Source organism: Enterobacteriaceae endosymbiont of Donacia marginata, from assembly GCF_012567685.1.
Taxonomy (GTDB): Bacteria; Pseudomonadota; Gammaproteobacteria; order Enterobacterales; family Enterobacteriaceae.
On record NZ_CP046184.1, the window covers coordinates 174,210 to 191,438 of the forward strand.

A 17,229-nucleotide genomic window follows, 5' to 3' on the forward strand; every position below is an offset into this window, starting at 1 on the left:
TATAAATTATATTTTTATTAAACAAAATAACTTTTTTATAGAGAAATTATTTTCTTCTAATTTTAATAATTCTAATTCCATTAATAAATTTATAATTTTAGAAGAATCCCATAATATATGCATATTAATTATATAATTAATTATCCATTTTTTAATTTTATTTAAAGAAATTTTTTTTATATTTATAAAATAATTTAATAATTTGAAAAAAAAATCTTTTATATCATATAATGATAAAAATATAGGTACACATAATATGCAAATAAAATTTTTATTACTTAATTTTAAGTTAAAACCTAATTGTATTAAAAATATTTTTATTTTATATAAAATATAATATTCTTTTTCTTTTATATTTATTTTAATATTTGTTTTTATGCTATTAATTATATTTTTATTTTTTAAATGTAATTTAAATTTTATATTTAATAATAAAAAAATTATTTTTTTTATTAAAATAGAATATAAAAAATTTTTTTTTTCTATAATAATATAAGTATTTTTAAAAATTGTTAAAAATTTGCCAAAATTTTTAAAATAAAAATTTGGTAAATTATCTAAATATACTATATTTTTTTTTTTAATATTATTAAATAGTAATTGATTTGTAATTGATAATTTATTTTTAACAGAATAATATTCTAAATTTTTTTCATTTTTTTTAATTAAATTAATATTTTTTATATTACTTATTAAATTATTTTTTAATAATAATTTTTTAATATTTTTAAAGATAAAATTATATATTATTTTTATGTTATAAAAACATATATCATTTTTTTGAGGATGTATATTTATATCAATTTGATTAGGTTCTAGTTTTAAAAAAAATATAAAAGAAAAACTATAATTATTATTGAAATAACCATATATTATTTCTTTTATAATACGATAAATAAAATTAGTAGATACTATACGATTATTAACATAAAAATATTTGAATAATGTATTTGTTACATTATCTTTTTTAAATAATACTATCCATCCATATAATCCTAATTTTTTATCAAAAACATTTATTTTTAGTGAATTTTGTAAAAAAAAATTACCACAAATAATTTTTATTCTATTTGAGTAAGAAATATTATCTGTTACTTTTTTAAAATTATAAATAATTTTATTATTATATTTAAATTGTATTCCTATACCAAATTTCATTAAAATAATTTTTTTAATAATATTTTTAATATAAATAAATTCTATTTTTTCACTAGAAAGATATGATCTTCTTGCAGGGAAATTATAAAAAAGATCAGATAAAATGATAGTAGTTCCTATAGGATGTGAAATTGGTTTTAAATAAATAATTTTTTCATTAAATCCTTCTGTATATAATTGCCAAGCAATGTGCTGTTTTAATGTTTTGGATGTAATAGTCATTCTAGATATAGTTTTTATACTAGTTAAAGCTTCTCCTCTGAAACCAAAACTTTTAAAGCAATCTAGATCATCTAAATTATTTATTTTACTTGTAGCATGTTTTTTAATACATAAAATTAAATTTTTTTTATTCATTCCTATTCCATTATCATTTATATAAATATATTTCATCCCTCCTTTTTTTATACATAAATTTATTTGTGATGCTTTTGCATCAATACTATTTTCAATTAATTCTTTAATAACAGTAGCTGGCCTATCTATTACTTCTCCTGCAGCTATTCTTTTTATAACATTTTTAGGTAAAATTTTAATAGACATTATAAATAATATTAATAAATAAATTTGTAAGATATATTAAAGTTATTTATTAAATATATAGAGCGGGAAACGAGATTCGAACTCGCGACCCCAACCATGGCAAGGTTGTGCTCTACCATACTGAGCTATTCCCGCTATAATATAATTATAAATATTAATTTAATCATATTAAATTTAACTTTTATTTGTCAATCTATTTTAGATATAATTTTATTATTAAAAATAAAATTTTTATAAAATTTTAATTCATTTATAGATTCACATATATCATAATATGCACTATGTTGATATTTTTTTTGTTTTAATTTAGAATAAATTTTAGGTTTCCATCTTTTAATAAGTTCTTTTATTGAACTAATATCAATATTTCGATAATGAAAATATTTTTCTAAATTAGGCATATAATTATATAAAAACATACGATCTTTATAAATACTATTACCACATAAAGGGACGGTATTAGGTTTAATATAAGATTTTAACAAATTTAAAATATATATTTCAGCTTTTTTTTCATTAAATTTACTATTTTTAATTTTTTTAATTAAACCAGTTTTTTTATGTATATTTTTATTCCATGAATCCATATAATTTAAAATATTATCTGATTGATATATTGGGATAACTATTCCTTTATTGATAATTTCTAAATTATTATCAGTAATAACTATAGCAATTTCAATTATATGATCTTTATTAGGATTAAGACCAGTCATTTCTAAATCTAACCATATTAATAAATGATTATTAATTTGCACAAAATATCCTTATATTTATTTTATTTATAATTTAAATTTTTAAATACTATTATATATGGTTTTTTTATATTATATTAAAATATTTCATAAAATAGTTAATTATAAAATGAAGAAAAAATTATATATATATATACAAAATTTATTACCAAAATTATTAATTACAAAATTTTTTAGTTATATATCAAAAAAAAAACTTAGTATAATAACTACTTTTTTTATATTTCTGTTTATTAAAATATATAAAATAAATATGAAAGAAACAAAATATCCTAATATTTTTTATTATAAAACTTTTAATAAGTTTTTTATAAGAAAATTAAATATGAATAATAGACCAATTGATAATAATAAACATCATATAATTCAAAATACAGATGGTATTATTAATCAATTAGGTATTATAAAAAAAAATAAACTTTTTCAGTTTAAAGGTTGTGAATATTCATTATATGACCTTTTAGGTCAAAATAATAATATAAATAAAATTTTTACTAATGGATATTTTATTAATATATATTTATCTCCTAAAAATTATCATAGAATACATATGTCTTATAATGGTTTTTTATTAAAAATGATATATATACCTGGAAAATTATTTCCAGTAAATAATATTTTTTCTGAAAACTTATGTAATTTATTTATTTTAAATGAAAGAGTAATTTTTTTATTTAAAACATCTTTTGGTTTTATGGTTAAAATTTTAATTGGGGCGCAAATAGTAGGTAATATTTATAATTCTTGGTCTGGTTTAGTTATTTCTTCTAGAAGAAATAAAATAAAAACTTGGAATTGGCCATATATTAAAAATTTTTATAAAAAAGATTCTATTTTTTTAAAAAAAGGAGAAGAAATGGGTTATTTTAATTTAGGTTCAACTGTTATTACTTTATTTCCCCCTAAAACAATCAAATTTAATCCTGTTTTGAAAAAAGGATTAAATATTAAAATTGGAGAATTATTAGCTTATATTATTTAAAATAAAATATTTTAAATAAAATATTAAGCATTTTTTATAGAAAAACTAATAGATTTATGAATAGATTTTTTTTTTAATAAAAACATAATAAATCTATCTAAACCTATTGCCATCCCTGAATAGTTGGGGATTCCATGTTTTATTGCTTTTAGTAAATAAATATCAATTTTTTTAATTGGTAAACCTATTAATTTACGTTTATTATTATCTTCATTAAATCTTTTTTTTTGTTCTTTATAATTAGTTAATTCATGAAATCCGTTACCTAATTCAACACCTTTAAAAAATACTTCAAATCTATTTGCTATATTTTTATTTTTTATATTTATAGTTTCGGTAGTTTTTTGTGAGGAAGGAAAATTATATATTAATACTGGAGATTTTAATCCTAACTTAGGAACAATATATAAATCAAATAACATTTGCAAATAATTATCTGTAATAAAAGTACTATTTTTATTTTTTACAAAACCTATTTTTTTTATTAAAAATAATAATTTTTTTTTACTTATATTAAAAGGATTTATTTTAAAATATTTAAAAAAAATTTTTTTATATGAATATCTTTTTAATTGATTAAATCCAAATTCTACAAAAAAATTATCTATTTCTTCCATTAATTGTTTTAAATTATAATTTTTATGATACCATTCTAACATAGTAAATTCAGGATTATGATATTGTCCTAATTCACCGTTGCGAAAACTATGACATATTTGATAGATTGAAGAATTTATTTTAGATGCAAGTATTCTTTTCATATGAAATTCAGGACTAGTAATTAAAAATAATTTTTTTTTATTTTTAATATTAATAAAATTTGTACTAAATTGTTGTAAAAAAAGATTTGTATTTTCAAATTGAGTTAATATTGGGGTTTCTACTTCAATAAATTTTTTTTTATCAAAAAAATTTCTTATTTTTTTTATTATAATAGCACGTTTAATTAAATCATTTATTTTTGCACTAGTTAAGTAATTTAAATTTTTCATATTATTTTTTAAATTTTATATTTTAATTATTTAAAACGAGAAATATATTTTTTTTTTCTTGTATCAATTTTAATAATATCTCCAATTTTAATAAAAGATGGGACTTTTATTATTTCTCCATTACTAATTATTGCTTGTTTATTATTATTTACTGCATCTCCTTTTAGGATAATATTTGTATTTACTACTTTTAAATTTATAAAATTAGGTAATGTTAAAAATATTGGTAATTGATTCCAAAATGTTATGATATAATCATATTGTGTTATTAACCACTTTTTTTTATTTTTTATAATTTTACTATGAATTATAATTTGTTCAAAATTTTTTTTATCCATAAAATAATAAAAATAATTTTTTTCATTATATAAATATTTTAATTTTTTTTCTAAAATATCAGCTGTATCTAAATTATCAGTAGATTTAAATGTTTTATCAATTAATTTTTCTGTAATTAAATTTCTCATTTTTATTCTAACAAATGCTTGCCCCTTTCCAGGTTTAACAAATTCACTTGATTCTATAATATAAGGTTGATTTAAAAAAATAAATTTCATTCCAATTCTAAAATTATTACTATAATAGTTAACCATTTTATTCTTTTTTTAAAAAAAATATTAATTTATAATAATACATATTTATAAAAATGAAATTATTTTATGAAAGAACTATGGTTACAACAATTATCCAATAATATTGATAATAATCTTGATTTAATTAAACTTACAGAAATAAATAAAAAAGATAATAATCAATTTTTATATAAAAAGAAAAATATTTTTTTTAAAGTTAAAATACCTTTAGTTTTTATAAACAAAATAGAAAAAAAAAACTCTAAAGACCCTATTTTACTACAATTTATTTTTAATGAAAAAGAGCTAATTCAACATAAAAAATATAATAGTAATCCATTAAATGAAAAATTTATTATTCCAGGAATGATTCATAAATATAAAAATAGAGTATTAATATTAGTAACTGGGATATGTGCCGTACATTGTAGATATTGTTTTCGAAAAAATACTAAACAAGCCAATTCAATAACAATATGTAATTGGAATCAAATAATTAATTATATAAAAAAAAATTTTGAAATTAATGAAATTATTTTTTCTGGGGGGGATCCTTTAATTTTAAATGATAATAAAATAAAATATTTTATTAATGATATAAATAAAATATCTCATATTAAAATATTAAGAATACATACTAGAATAATATGTATTCTTCCACAAAGAATTTCTAAAAATTTATTAAAAATATTTAGTAAATGCAAATTTCATATTATAATAGTGACACATATTAATCATCCTAACGAAATTAGTGATGAATTATTTGAAAAAATTTATTTTTTAAAAAAAAGAGGAATAACTATTTTAAATCAAAGTGTTTTATTAAAAAACATAAATGATAATTATAAAATTTTAATTAAATTAAGTAATAGTTTATTTAATATTGGAATATTACCCTATTATTTACATTTATTAGATAAAGTAGAAGGAAGTAAACATTTTTATGTATCTGAAAACAAAGCTAAAAAAATTATGAAAAAAATATTATTATCTTTATCAGGATTTTTAGTACCTAGATTAACTAAAGATATTTATGGTGGGAAAAATAAAAAATTTATTATTTAAAAAAATATAAAATTTTAAAAATAAAAAAGCTGTGCTTAAAATTAATGCACAGCTTTTATTAATATATTAATATATAAATTAAATTTTAAATTTATTTAAATAAATTTAAAATTTTTAATAAAAATTACATCATTCCACCCATACCTCCACCCATACCACCTGGTGGTGTATTAGATATTTCTGATTTTTCATCTTTTGGTAAATCAGTAACCATGCATTCTGTTGTAATCATAAGACCAGCTACAGATGCAGAATATTGTAATGCTGATCTTGTTACTTTAGTTGGATCTAAAATACCAAATTTAATCATATCTCCATATTCTTCATTTGCAGCATTATATCCATAATTACCATGTCCATCTTTAACATTATTTGCAATTACTGATGGTTCTTCTCCAGCATTAGAAACGATTTGACGTAAAGGCGCTTCCATTGCTCTTAAAGCTACTTTTATGCCCATATTCTGATCTTCATTTTGACCAGTTAAATTCATTAATTTAGCAGCTACACGTACTAATGCAACTCCACCTCCTGCAACAACACCTTCTTCTACCGCAGCTCTAGTAGCATGTAAAGCATCTTCTACTCTAGCTTTTTTTTCTTTCATTTCTACTTCAGTTGCAGCACCAACTTTTAATACAGCTACTCCACCTGCTAATTTTGCTACTCTTTCTTGAAGTTTTTCACGATCATAATCAGAAGTTGCCTCATCTATTTCTTGTCTAATTTGATTAACACGACCTGAAATATCATTTTGTTTACCAACACCATCTATTATGGTTGTTGTATCTTTATTTATAACTATTCTTTTTGCTTGGCCTAAATCTTCTAATGTAGCTTTTTCTAATTCTAGACCTATTTCTTCTGAAATAACATTACCACCTGTAAGAATAGCAATATCTTGTAACATAGCTTTACGACGATCTCCAAACCCAGGAGCTTTAACTGCGGCAACTTTAACTACACCACGCATAGTATTAACTACTAATGTTGCTAAAGCTTCTCCATCAACATCTTCAGCTATAATTAATAATGATTTACTTGATTTTGCAACCATTTCTAAAATAGGTAAAATTTCTCTAATATTTGAAAGCTTTTTATCTACTAATAATATATATGGATTATCAAGTTCTACAGTGCCAGATTCTGTTTTATTAATAAAATATGGAGATAAGTATCCTCTATCAAATTGCATTCCTTCGACCACATCTAATTCATCCTGTAATCCAGTTCCTTCTTCAACTGTGATAACACCTTCTTTTCCCACTCTTTCCATAGCTTGGGCTATTAAATTACCTACAGTTTCATCTGCATTTGCAGAAATAGTTCCTACTTGTGCTATAGATTTTGAATCAGAACATGGTACAGAAATTACTTTTAATTCTTCTACAGCAGCTATAACAGCTTTATCTATTCCTCTTTTTAAATCCATAGGATTCATACCAGCAGCAACTGCTTTTAAACCCTCACTTACAATAGATTGAGCTAATACACTAGCTGTAGTTGTTCCATCTCCTGCTACATCATTAGCTTTGGAAGCAACTTCTTTGACCATTTGTGCTCCCATATTTTCAAATTTATCTTCTAATTCTATCTCTCTAGCTACTGTCACCCCATCTTTAGTTATAGCTGGGGCTCCAAATGATTTGTCTAATACTACATTTCTACCTTTTGGCCCAAGTGTAATTTTAACTGCATCTGCAAGTACGTTTACACCTCGTAACATTTTTACACGAGCATCATTACCAAATTTTACGTCTTTAGCTGCCATTTTAAATATTCCTTAAATTTATTTATATTAAATTAATTAAATTTTCTATAATTTTATTTATTTAATGACAAATTTTATTATTTAATAATAGCCAAAATATCACTTTCAGACATTATAAGAACTTCTTCATCATCAATTTTTTCTGTTTTTACACTATAACCGTCATTAAATATAATTGTATCACCTTTTTTTACATCTAATGGTTTTACTGTTCCATTATCTAATATACGTCCTTTACCTACTGCTAATACTTCCCCTCTTGTAGATTTACCTGCAGCAGAACCTGTTAAAACAATTCCACCTGAAGATTTAGATTCAACTTCTTTTCTTTTTACAATAACACGATCATGTAATGGGCGAATATTCATTAATAATTCTCCTTTTAAGAAAGTTTAACTATTGTAAATTAATGTTAACTTATTTTGAATAATGTGCACTGAAAGATAAGGACTTATAGTCTCTGTTTCAAGTCTTATCTAAAAAAAATTATTTTTTTATTAAAATTATATTTTAAAAATATAATTTATACATAAATAATGATTATTGATAATAATCATTATTTATAATAAAATTTTATTGATTTTTTAATAAAAAAATATTGACGTTTACTCATAAATATTGTCATAATATAAAATATATTTTAATTTATGCCCGAATAGCTCAGTCGGTAGAGCAGTGGACTGAAAATCCCCGTGTCGGTGGTTCAATTCCGCCTTCGGGCATTTTTTATTCTATGATTTAAAAATTTTTAGATTTTATTTTTATAAATAAAAAATGCAGAAAATAAAAATATTTTCTGCATTTTTTATTTAAAATTTATATAAAAAATTATTTATTAAATATAATTTTTTTTGTAATTCATATATTATAGATAATTTATTTTTAGAAAAAAAATGATATTTTTTATATATAAAAAACTTATGTTTATAACCATACATTCCATCATTTAAATAATCATCGCGCCCATAATTATGATTATGATCCATTAAAAAATGATTTTTATAAAAATGATGTTTTTTTATAATTTTTTTAAAAACTTTTAAAATCTTTATTTCTACATAACGATCTATTACTAGACATTGTTTTAATAATTCACAATTTTTTATTTTTTGACAATTTTTATTAATGAATAAATTACTTCCTAATCCTTTTACAAAAATTATTTTTTTTAATAAATTTTTATCTTTAGATTTTAAATATTCAACAATTTGTTGAGCTCTTTTCTGAGATAAAATACTATTACTATCTTTTTCTAAATAATCAGAATGACCTAAAATAACAATTTTATTATCGTTATCTTTAGATAAATTTTTATTTTTAATATTAATATCTAATATTTTATCCAATTTTTTTTTATTTTGTTTTCCTAACAGAATTTTATTAGAATCAAAATAAACTTTTGTTTTAGATAAAATATCATTATTACCATAATTATTATAATAATTATTTTTTGCTTTTTTAATTAAAGATTTTATTGAAGGAAGATGATATTTATCAGTAAATTTATATACTAAACTAAAAGTAAACATAGAATTATTAGTTTTTTGACCTAAATTATCATCATCTTGATTACCTATATTACCTGCAAATTGATATTCTACTCTAGATGAAAAATTATTATTTATAATATATTCTCCTCCTAAAACCATAAGTGGAGAGATATTATAATATTTATTATTTATATTTTTATTATAATCATTTTTATCATATTGTTGATTAATTGATTGGGTAAACAAACCACCTAAACGACTATATAAATATACATTTTTAAATATAGGATATCTAACATTAGATGTTAATTGAATCCCTTTAGATTCAAAAAAATTTGTAGTGTTTTTATCTTCTATATTTTTTTTAATAGATCCTAACCAATCAAAACCCATTTCAAATCCTAAAAAATTATTTGATTGATAACCAAAAAATAATCCATTTCCTATTTTATTAAATACAGTATATTCTTTATCATCAATATCTTTTCCTAATAATTTAATATTATCATATTGTGACAATCCAAATTTAGAACCAAAATACCAATAATCTTTAAAATTAGATTCAGCATTAGCAATATTATAAATATTCATTATCATCATTATAAAAATGATAGTTATCTTTTTCATTGTGATATAAACCCTTTATTATTAAAAAAATCATATTTAAATTTGTATTTTTAAAAAATATTTTTTAGTTATTTAAAAATCTTAATAATAGAAAAAATACTTTTTTTATCTTTCTTTAATCTAATTAAAGAATTTTTAAAAATATTATTTTGTAATATAACTTGTATCCAAATTAAATTTGATTTAATTATTAATGATTTTAAAATAATACTACCTCTTATTATTTGCCATTTTTGAGTTTTATTTTTTTTTATTTCTAATAAATCATCAAATAATGGAAAAACTTTTGTTTTGCCTTCTAATAAAAATAATTGTTTATTTTTCTTCTTTTTAAATTTTAAAATACTAATTATTTCCTGACCTAAATAACAACCTTTATTAAAATCAATTGCATCAAATTTTTCCATATTACTTTCTTGTGGAAAAAATAAATTACAATTTTGCTTATTATCAATAATAGGATAACCTATTTCCATATAGAATTTATTCCAAAAATTATTATTTTTAATAAAAATTACATTTTTTATAGAAAAATCTTGTATTAACAATTTAATATTTTTTTTTGATAAAACTAAAAAATAATAATTATTAGAATAACAAAATTTTAAAAAAATATCTTTTTTAAAAAAAAATAATGTCTTTTTTTGATAAAAAACATTATTTTTTTTAAAAATTTTAATAAATTTTTCTTGTAGATTTATATTAGATAATAAAAAAATTTTTTCTTGCGGATCTAAATAAATTTTTATATCATAAAACAAAATATATTTTTTAATACTTTCTAAATATTTTTTTAATATATTCTTTTGAATAATATATTTATAATGATTATTAGATTTTTTAAATATATGCATATTTGTTAATATCTTACCATTAGAATTGCAATGGATAGCATTCAAAAAATTTGAATTATTATCTAATTTATTAATATCAATTGTTAATTGATTTTGTAAAAAAGTCTTACTATCAGTACCTTTTATATTTATAATTTGTAAATTATTTAAATAAAAAATTTTTAATAAATTGTATTTTTTTTCTTTTATATTCATTTGTTTTCTATAATGATATATTTTGTATAAAAAATATTTTTATTTTAAAGATTAAGATTTTTTTTTAATAAAATTTTATGTAATTCTTGTAAAGAAAATACTCTTTTTTTAAAATTACTGCCTATAGAAATTAGGCTAGCTTTAGCACCATTAATAGTAGTATTGTAGTAAATATTATTTTTTAAAGCTAAAATTCTAATTAATTTAGAATTGTTAATTGATTCTTTTTTTTCTACAATATTAATTATATAAGAATATCTTTTATTTTGAATAAAATTAATTATATTAGGTTTTTTTTCTATAGGTTTTCTAACTGTTTTAACTAATAAATTTAATTTTTTTAAAAATTTAGAAGTACCATATGTTGCTTCAATTTTAAAACCATAATTTATTAATTTCTGAACTATTGGAAAAATTAATTTTTTATCTTTATTTTGTACAGATACTAATATAGTACTATTTTTTTTTATATCAAATTTTGTTCCTAATATTGCTTTATAAAAAGCTTCTGCAAAAGAAAATCCTATACCCATAACTTCTCCTGTAGATTTCATTTCTGGTCCTAAGATAGGATCTATATTATCAAATTTATCAAAAGGTAATATTACCTCCTTAACAGTAAAATAAGGTGGAATAATTTCTTTATCAAGTTTTAAATTTGTTAATGTTTGTCCTATCATAACTAATGTCCCCATTTTTGCTAATGGAATATTTATTGCTTTAGAAATAAAAGGTATTGTTCTAGATGCTCTAGGATTAACTTCTATTATATAAATCTCATTATTTTTTATAGCAAATTGAATATTTATTAATCCACAAACATTAATTTTGATAGCTAATTGTTTTGTTTGAATTTTAATTTTTTTTAAAATACTTTTACTTAAAGTACGTGTTGGAAAAGAACAAGCAGAATCTCCAGAATGAATTCCTACATATTCAATATGTTCCATAATACCACCTATAAAAATATTTTTTTGATCACAAATAGCATCAACATCAACTTCTATTGCATTTTTTAAAAATTTTTCTAATAAAACAGGAATATTACTTTTTATATTTAATAAATAATAATTTTTTAAATCATTTTTATTATATACTATTTCCATAGATCTACCTCCTAAAACATAAGAAGGTCTAACTATAAGAGGAAATCCAATTTCATTAGCTTTATCTAAAGCTTCATTTAAATTTTTTACTATATAATTAAGAGATTGTTTTAATTTTAAAGAATTAATAATTTGTTGAAATTTTTTTCTATTTTCAGCAAGATCTATAGATGCAGGGCTGGTACCTAAAATACTAATATTTTCTTTTTCTAATTCTTTAGCTAAATTTAGCGGTGTTTGTCCTCCATATTGGATAATTACACCTTGAGGTTTTTCTATTCTAATAATTTCTAATATACTTTCTAAAGTAATAGGTTCAAAATATAAACGATCTGAAATATCATAATCAGTAGATACAGTTTCTGGATTACAATTAATCATGATTGTTTCAAAATTATTTTTACGTAATATCATAGATGCATGTACACAACAATAATCAAATTCAATACCTTGACCTATTCTATTAGGACCACTACCTAAAATAATAATTTTTTTATTATTATTATTAGGATAAGCTTCACATTCTGTTTCATATGTTGAATATATATAAGCAGTATTAGTTTTAAATTCAGCAGAACATGTATCTACTCTTTTATATACTGGATGGATATCTAATTTATATCTTAATTTTCTTATTTTTTCTTCCGAAATATTTAATAGATTAGCTAATCTAGCATCAGAAAAACCTTTTTTTTTTAAATTAAAAAAAGATTGTTTATCATATAAATATTTTATACCTATTTTTTTTACTTTATTTTCAATAATAATTAAATTTTCTATTTGTAACAAAAACCATTTATCTATTTTAGAATAATCATATATATCTTCAATAGATATACCTATACGTATAGCATCTGCAATAAATCTTATTCTATCAGGACCTGGGTTTTTTAATTCTTTTATAATTAAATTATAATTTTCTTCATTTTTAATTAAATCTATTTTAGAATTAAAACCATTAATCCCAATTTCTAAACTACATAATGCTTTTTGAATTGATTCTTGAAAAGATCTCCCTATAGCCATAACTTCACCTACAGATTTCATCTGTGTTGTTAATCTATCATTAACATTATGAAATTTTTCAAAATTAAATCTAGGGATTTTAGTTACTATATAATCAATAGATGGTTCAAAAGCAGCAGTGATATTATTACTTGTTATATCATTTGTTAATTCATCTAATGTATAACCAATAGAGAGTTTAGCTGATATTTTTGCAATTGGAAAACCTGTAGCTTTAGATGCTAAAGCTGATGAGCGTGATACACGAGGATTCATTTCAATTATTATTAATTTTCCTGTTATTGGATTTACAGCAAATTGCACATTAGCACCTCCTGATTTAATACCCATCTCTTTCATAATTGATATAGAAGCATTTCTCATTATCTGATATTCTTTATCAGATAAAGTTTGTGCTGGAGCTACTGTAATTGAATCTCCTGTATGAATACCCATAGGATCTATATTTTCTATTGAACATATAATAATAGAGTTATCATTTTTATCTCGTATAATTTCCATTTCATATTCTTTCCATCCTATTAATGATTCATCAATAATTAATTCATGATTAGAAGATAAATTAAAACCATTTTTACAAATTTTTTTAAATTCTTCTATGTTATTTGCTATTCCTCCCCCACTACCCCCCATAGTAAATGATGGTCTAATAATACATGGAAACCCAATTTTTTTTATATTATTTATCGCTTCATCAATATTGTGAACTACTAAACAATGAGGAACATCAAATCCTAATTTTTTTATAATTTTTGCAAAATAATAACGATTTTCTGCTTTATTTATAGTTTCAATTGTAACTCCAATAGTTTCTACATTAAATTTATTTAAAATATTATTTTTATGTAAATCTAAAATACAATTTAACGCTGTTTGCCCCCCCATTGTTGGCAAAATAACATCAGGTCTTTCTTTTTCTATAATTTTAGCTATAATTTCCCAATTCATAGGTTCTATATAAGTAATATCAGCAATATCAGGATCAGTCATAATAGTAGCTGGATTAGAATTAACTAAGATTAAATTATAACCTTCTTCTTTTAAAGCTTTACATGCTTGTGTACCAGAATAATCAAATTCACAAGCTTGACCAATAACAATTGGTCCAGAACCTAAAATCATAATTTTTTTTATATCAGTACGTTTTGGCATTTTATAATCTCTTATATTTTTTTTTACAATATATTTGAATTAATTCTATAAAATAATCAAATAAAATAGATGCATCATGTGGACCTGGACTAGATTCAGGATGACCTTGAAATCCAAAAACAGGTTTATTAATATAATGAATTCCTTGTATAGTATTATCAAATAAAGATTTATGTGTAATTTCTAAGTTTTTAGGAAAATTATTTGGATCAATAGTAAAGCAATGATTTTGAGTAGTAATTAATACTTTATTATTTTTTAAATCTTTAACAGGATGATTACTTCCATGATGACCTATATCCATTTTTTTTATTTTTGCTCCACTTGCAATAGCTAATATTTGATGACCGAAACATACTCCAAATATTGGAATATTTGTTGTTAAAATTTTTTTTATAGTATTGATAATAGAAAAACATGGAGTAGGGTCTCCTGGACCATTAGATAAAAAAATACCATCTGGATTTAATAAAATTAAATTTTCATAACTAGTAAAAGCTGGAACAACAGTAATTTTACATTTTTTATCAATAAACATTTTTAAAATACTTTTTTTAACACCAAAATCTATTACGACAATATGTATTAAAAAAATATAATTTTTAATTACTTTAGTATTTTTATTTCCTTCAGTCCAAGAATATTTTTTTTTTGTTGTGATATTTTTTATTAAATTAATTCCTTTTAATCCATTATATTTATTAATTTTTTCAATAATATTTTTATAATTTAAATATTCTTTAGTAACTATTAAACTTATTTTATTAAGTTTTTTATTACGTATTAATCTTGTCAAATATCGAGTATCTATCCCTTCAATAGCAACAATATTATTTTTTTTAAGAAATACATCTAAATTTTCAGTACTACGATAGTTACTTGATATTTTAGATAAATTATTAATAATAAGTCCTTTTAAATAGATTTTTGATGATTCATTATCTTCTAAATTAGTACCTACATTCCCAATATGTGGATATGTTAAGGTAACAATTTGTTTATAATAAGAAGGATCAGTAATTATTTCTTGGTAACCAGTAATAGCAGTATTAAATACTATTTCTCCTATAACTATTCCTTCAACTCCTATAGATTTTCCAAAAAGTTTAGTTCCATCTTCCATTAATACTATTGCTTTATTATTCAATTTATTCTCCATAATCTATATAAAATATTATATATAATTTAGATATTTATACTATTTTAGTATATAAATATTTTATTTTAGAATTTTATAGAAGAAAAAACAATTTAAAATTAAATAAGAAATTTTTTTAAAAGATCAATTTTAAGAAAAATATTTAATAAATAATATTAAAATATAAAATATATTACTCTCTTTATAACATATAAAAAGAGAGCAAATTTTTAGTTTTATCTTCTAATATTAGTTAACGATTTCATATGAATCATATAATTTCTTAATATATAACCTACTTTTTCTATAGGATGATTTCTAATATCATAATTTAAATCACGTAAGTACTTATTATTTATTAATTTATTTTTTATTTCAATAATACCTAAATCTTCTGATGTAAGATTATTTATAAAATTTTTTAATAAGGGAATAGCATTATTAGAAAATAAATAATTACCATATTCTGCTGTATCTGATATAACTTTATTCATTTCATATAATTTTTTTCTTGCAATAGTATTAGCAATTAAAGGTAATTCATGTAATGATTCATAATATGCTGATGCTGTTGCTATACCTGATTCTATCATTAATTCAAATGACAACTCAATACTACTCTTAATTATAGCAATCATAAAAATCCCTTTATCAAAATAATCTTGTTCTTTGATATCATTATCTTCATTATTTTTAGTTTTTTCAAAATTATTATTTTTATATATTTCTCTCCATTTAATTAAATTATTATTATTATTATTCCAATCTTCAATAAGTTCTTTTGAAAATTTTCCTGAAATTATATTATCTATATGTATTTTAAATAAAGGTTTTAATTTTTTTTTTAAAATTAATGATAATTCATAAGCACGTATTTTACTAAAATTATTTAATCTATCCATCATTAAACTAATACCACCTTGTTTTAAAGATTCAGTAATAGATTCCCATCCTAATTGGATTAATTGTGAAGCATATGATGGATTAACATTTAATGTTAATAATTTATCAAATAATAAAATAGATGTTGTTTGTAATATTCCACATAATACTGTTTGTTCGCCCATTAAATCAGATTTTACTTCTGCAGAAAAAGATGATTCCAATACCCCAGCTTTATGACTTCCAATAGAATAAGCCCATGATTTAGCTATATTAAATCCATCATTATGGATACCATTTTGATGAACAGCAATTAAAGCTGGAACACCAAAACCTCTCTTAAATTCTTCTCTTACTTCAGTTCCAGGACATTTAGGAGCTACCATAATAACAGTAATATTTTTAGGAATTTTTTCTCCTTCTTCAATAATATTGAATCCATGGGAATATCCTAATGTTGCTCCTTTTTTTATTAAAGGTTTTATTTTTTTTAAAATATTATGATGATTATTATCTGGAGTTAAATTAATTATTAAATCTGCATTAGGTATTAGTTCTCTATAAGAACCAATATTAAAATTATTTTTATATGCTCTTTGCCAAGATAAATTTTTTTCTTTTATAGATTCTGTTTTTAATGCATATGAAATATTTAATCCTGAATCTCTCATATTTAATCCTTGATTTAATCCTTGAGATCCACAACCTATGATTACAATATTTTTATTTTTTAAATAATTTATACTATTTGTAAATTCTTCAAATTGCATTAATCTGCATTTCTGTAAATTTTTTAACTTTTTACGAAAATTTAAATTATTAAAATAATTATTCATTAAATAATCCTATATTTTATTAATAAAACTATAATTTAGTTAATTTTAATTCAATAGATACTATTATCTTATTTTATTTAAAAAA

General features: G+C 20.2%; 13 protein-coding genes and 2 tRNA genes. 3 read left to right on the plus strand and 12 right to left on the minus strand.

Translation table 11 applies throughout. The features are described 5' to 3' along the window. Positions 1–6: 6 nt before the first annotated feature. The 3 genes from mutL to orn all read right to left on the minus strand — a co-directional run bounded on the left by mutL (position 7) and on the right by orn (position 2,459). Positions 7–1,701, minus strand: a complete 1,695-nt coding sequence (gene mutL / locus GJU04_RS00855) for a DNA mismatch repair endonuclease MutL (RefSeq protein ID WP_168893023.1) — start codon at positions 1,699–1,701, stop codon at positions 7–9. Between the two features lie 61 nt (positions 1,702–1,762). Further along, positions 1,763–1,836 (minus strand) — tRNA-Gly (locus tag GJU04_RS00860). 53 nt (positions 1,837–1,889) lie between these two features. Then, on the minus strand, positions 1,890–2,459 hold the full coding sequence (orn, locus tag GJU04_RS00865) for an oligoribonuclease (protein ID WP_168893024.1): 570 nt from the start codon (positions 2,457–2,459) through the stop codon (positions 1,890–1,892). A gap of 106 nt (positions 2,460–2,565) precedes the next feature. Here orn and asd point away from each other — a divergent pair, with 106 nt between their 5' ends. Further along, entirely contained in the window at positions 2,566–3,438 is an 873-nt protein-coding gene (gene asd, locus GJU04_RS00870) for an archaetidylserine decarboxylase (protein WP_168893025.1), read from the plus strand. Between the two features lie 23 nt (positions 3,439–3,461). Here the strand turns inward: asd and epmA are convergent, their stop codons facing one another. Both epmA and efp read right to left on the minus strand, forming a co-directional pair. Next, positions 3,462–4,430: an elongation factor P--(R)-beta-lysine ligase gene (gene epmA, locus GJU04_RS00875; RefSeq protein WP_168893026.1), complete on the minus strand. Its 969-nt coding sequence runs from the start codon at positions 4,428–4,430 to the stop codon at positions 3,462–3,464. Between the two features lie 26 nt (positions 4,431–4,456). Next, a complete protein-coding gene (efp, locus tag GJU04_RS00880) occupies positions 4,457–5,023 on the minus strand; it encodes an elongation factor P (protein ID WP_168893027.1) in 567 nt (188 codons plus the stop codon). 66 nt (positions 5,024–5,089) lie between these two features. On the opposite strand from efp, the gene GJU04_RS00885 reads away from it, so the two are divergent. Further along, entirely contained in the window at positions 5,090–6,067 is a 978-nt protein-coding gene (locus GJU04_RS00885; protein ID WP_168893028.1) for a KamA family radical SAM protein, read from the plus strand. A 124-nt stretch (positions 6,068–6,191) separates the two neighbouring features. Here GJU04_RS00885 and groL read toward each other — a convergent pair whose 3' ends face one another. Both groL and GJU04_RS00895 read right to left on the minus strand, forming a co-directional pair. Continuing rightward, entirely contained in the window at positions 6,192–7,838 is a 1,647-nt protein-coding gene (groL, locus tag GJU04_RS00890; protein ID WP_168893029.1) for a chaperonin GroEL, read from the minus strand. Between the two features lie 77 nt (positions 7,839–7,915). Next, positions 7,916–8,206 carry a co-chaperone GroES gene (locus GJU04_RS00895; RefSeq protein ID WP_168893030.1) on the minus strand — a complete coding sequence of 97 codons (291 nt, stop codon included), beginning with the start codon at positions 8,204–8,206 and terminating at the stop codon, positions 7,916–7,918. A 281-nt stretch (positions 8,207–8,487) separates the two neighbouring features. Here GJU04_RS00895 and GJU04_RS00900 point away from each other — a divergent pair. After that, positions 8,488–8,560, plus strand: a tRNA-Phe gene (locus GJU04_RS00900). 87 nt (positions 8,561–8,647) lie between these two features. On the opposite strand, the gene GJU04_RS00905 is transcribed toward GJU04_RS00900, so the two are convergent. The 5 genes from GJU04_RS00905 to ilvC all read right to left on the minus strand — a co-directional run bounded on the left by GJU04_RS00905 (position 8,648) and on the right by ilvC (position 17,144). After that, positions 8,648–9,955, minus strand: coding sequence for an OmpA family protein (locus GJU04_RS00905; RefSeq protein WP_168893031.1), 1,308 nt, complete (start codon positions 9,953–9,955; stop codon positions 8,648–8,650). A gap of 68 nt (positions 9,956–10,023) precedes the next feature. Further along, entirely contained in the window at positions 10,024–11,004 is a 981-nt protein-coding gene (gene ygfZ, locus GJU04_RS00910) for a CAF17-like 4Fe-4S cluster assembly/insertion protein YgfZ (protein WP_168893032.1), read from the minus strand. A gap of 44 nt (positions 11,005–11,048) precedes the next feature. Continuing rightward, positions 11,049–14,288, minus strand: coding sequence for a carbamoyl-phosphate synthase large subunit (carB, locus tag GJU04_RS00915; protein ID WP_168893033.1), 3,240 nt, complete (start codon positions 14,286–14,288; stop codon positions 11,049–11,051). A gap of 1 nt (position 14,289) precedes the next feature. Then, positions 14,290–15,435 (minus strand): glutamine-hydrolyzing carbamoyl-phosphate synthase small subunit, encoded by a 1,146-nt coding sequence (gene carA / locus GJU04_RS00920; protein WP_246208783.1) that lies wholly within the window; start codon positions 15,433–15,435, stop codon positions 14,290–14,292. 227 nt (positions 15,436–15,662) lie between these two features. Then, on the minus strand, positions 15,663–17,144 hold the full coding sequence (gene ilvC, locus GJU04_RS00925) for a ketol-acid reductoisomerase (protein ID WP_168893035.1): 1,482 nt from the start codon (positions 17,142–17,144) through the stop codon (positions 15,663–15,665). Between the last annotated feature and the right edge of the window lie 85 nt (positions 17,145–17,229).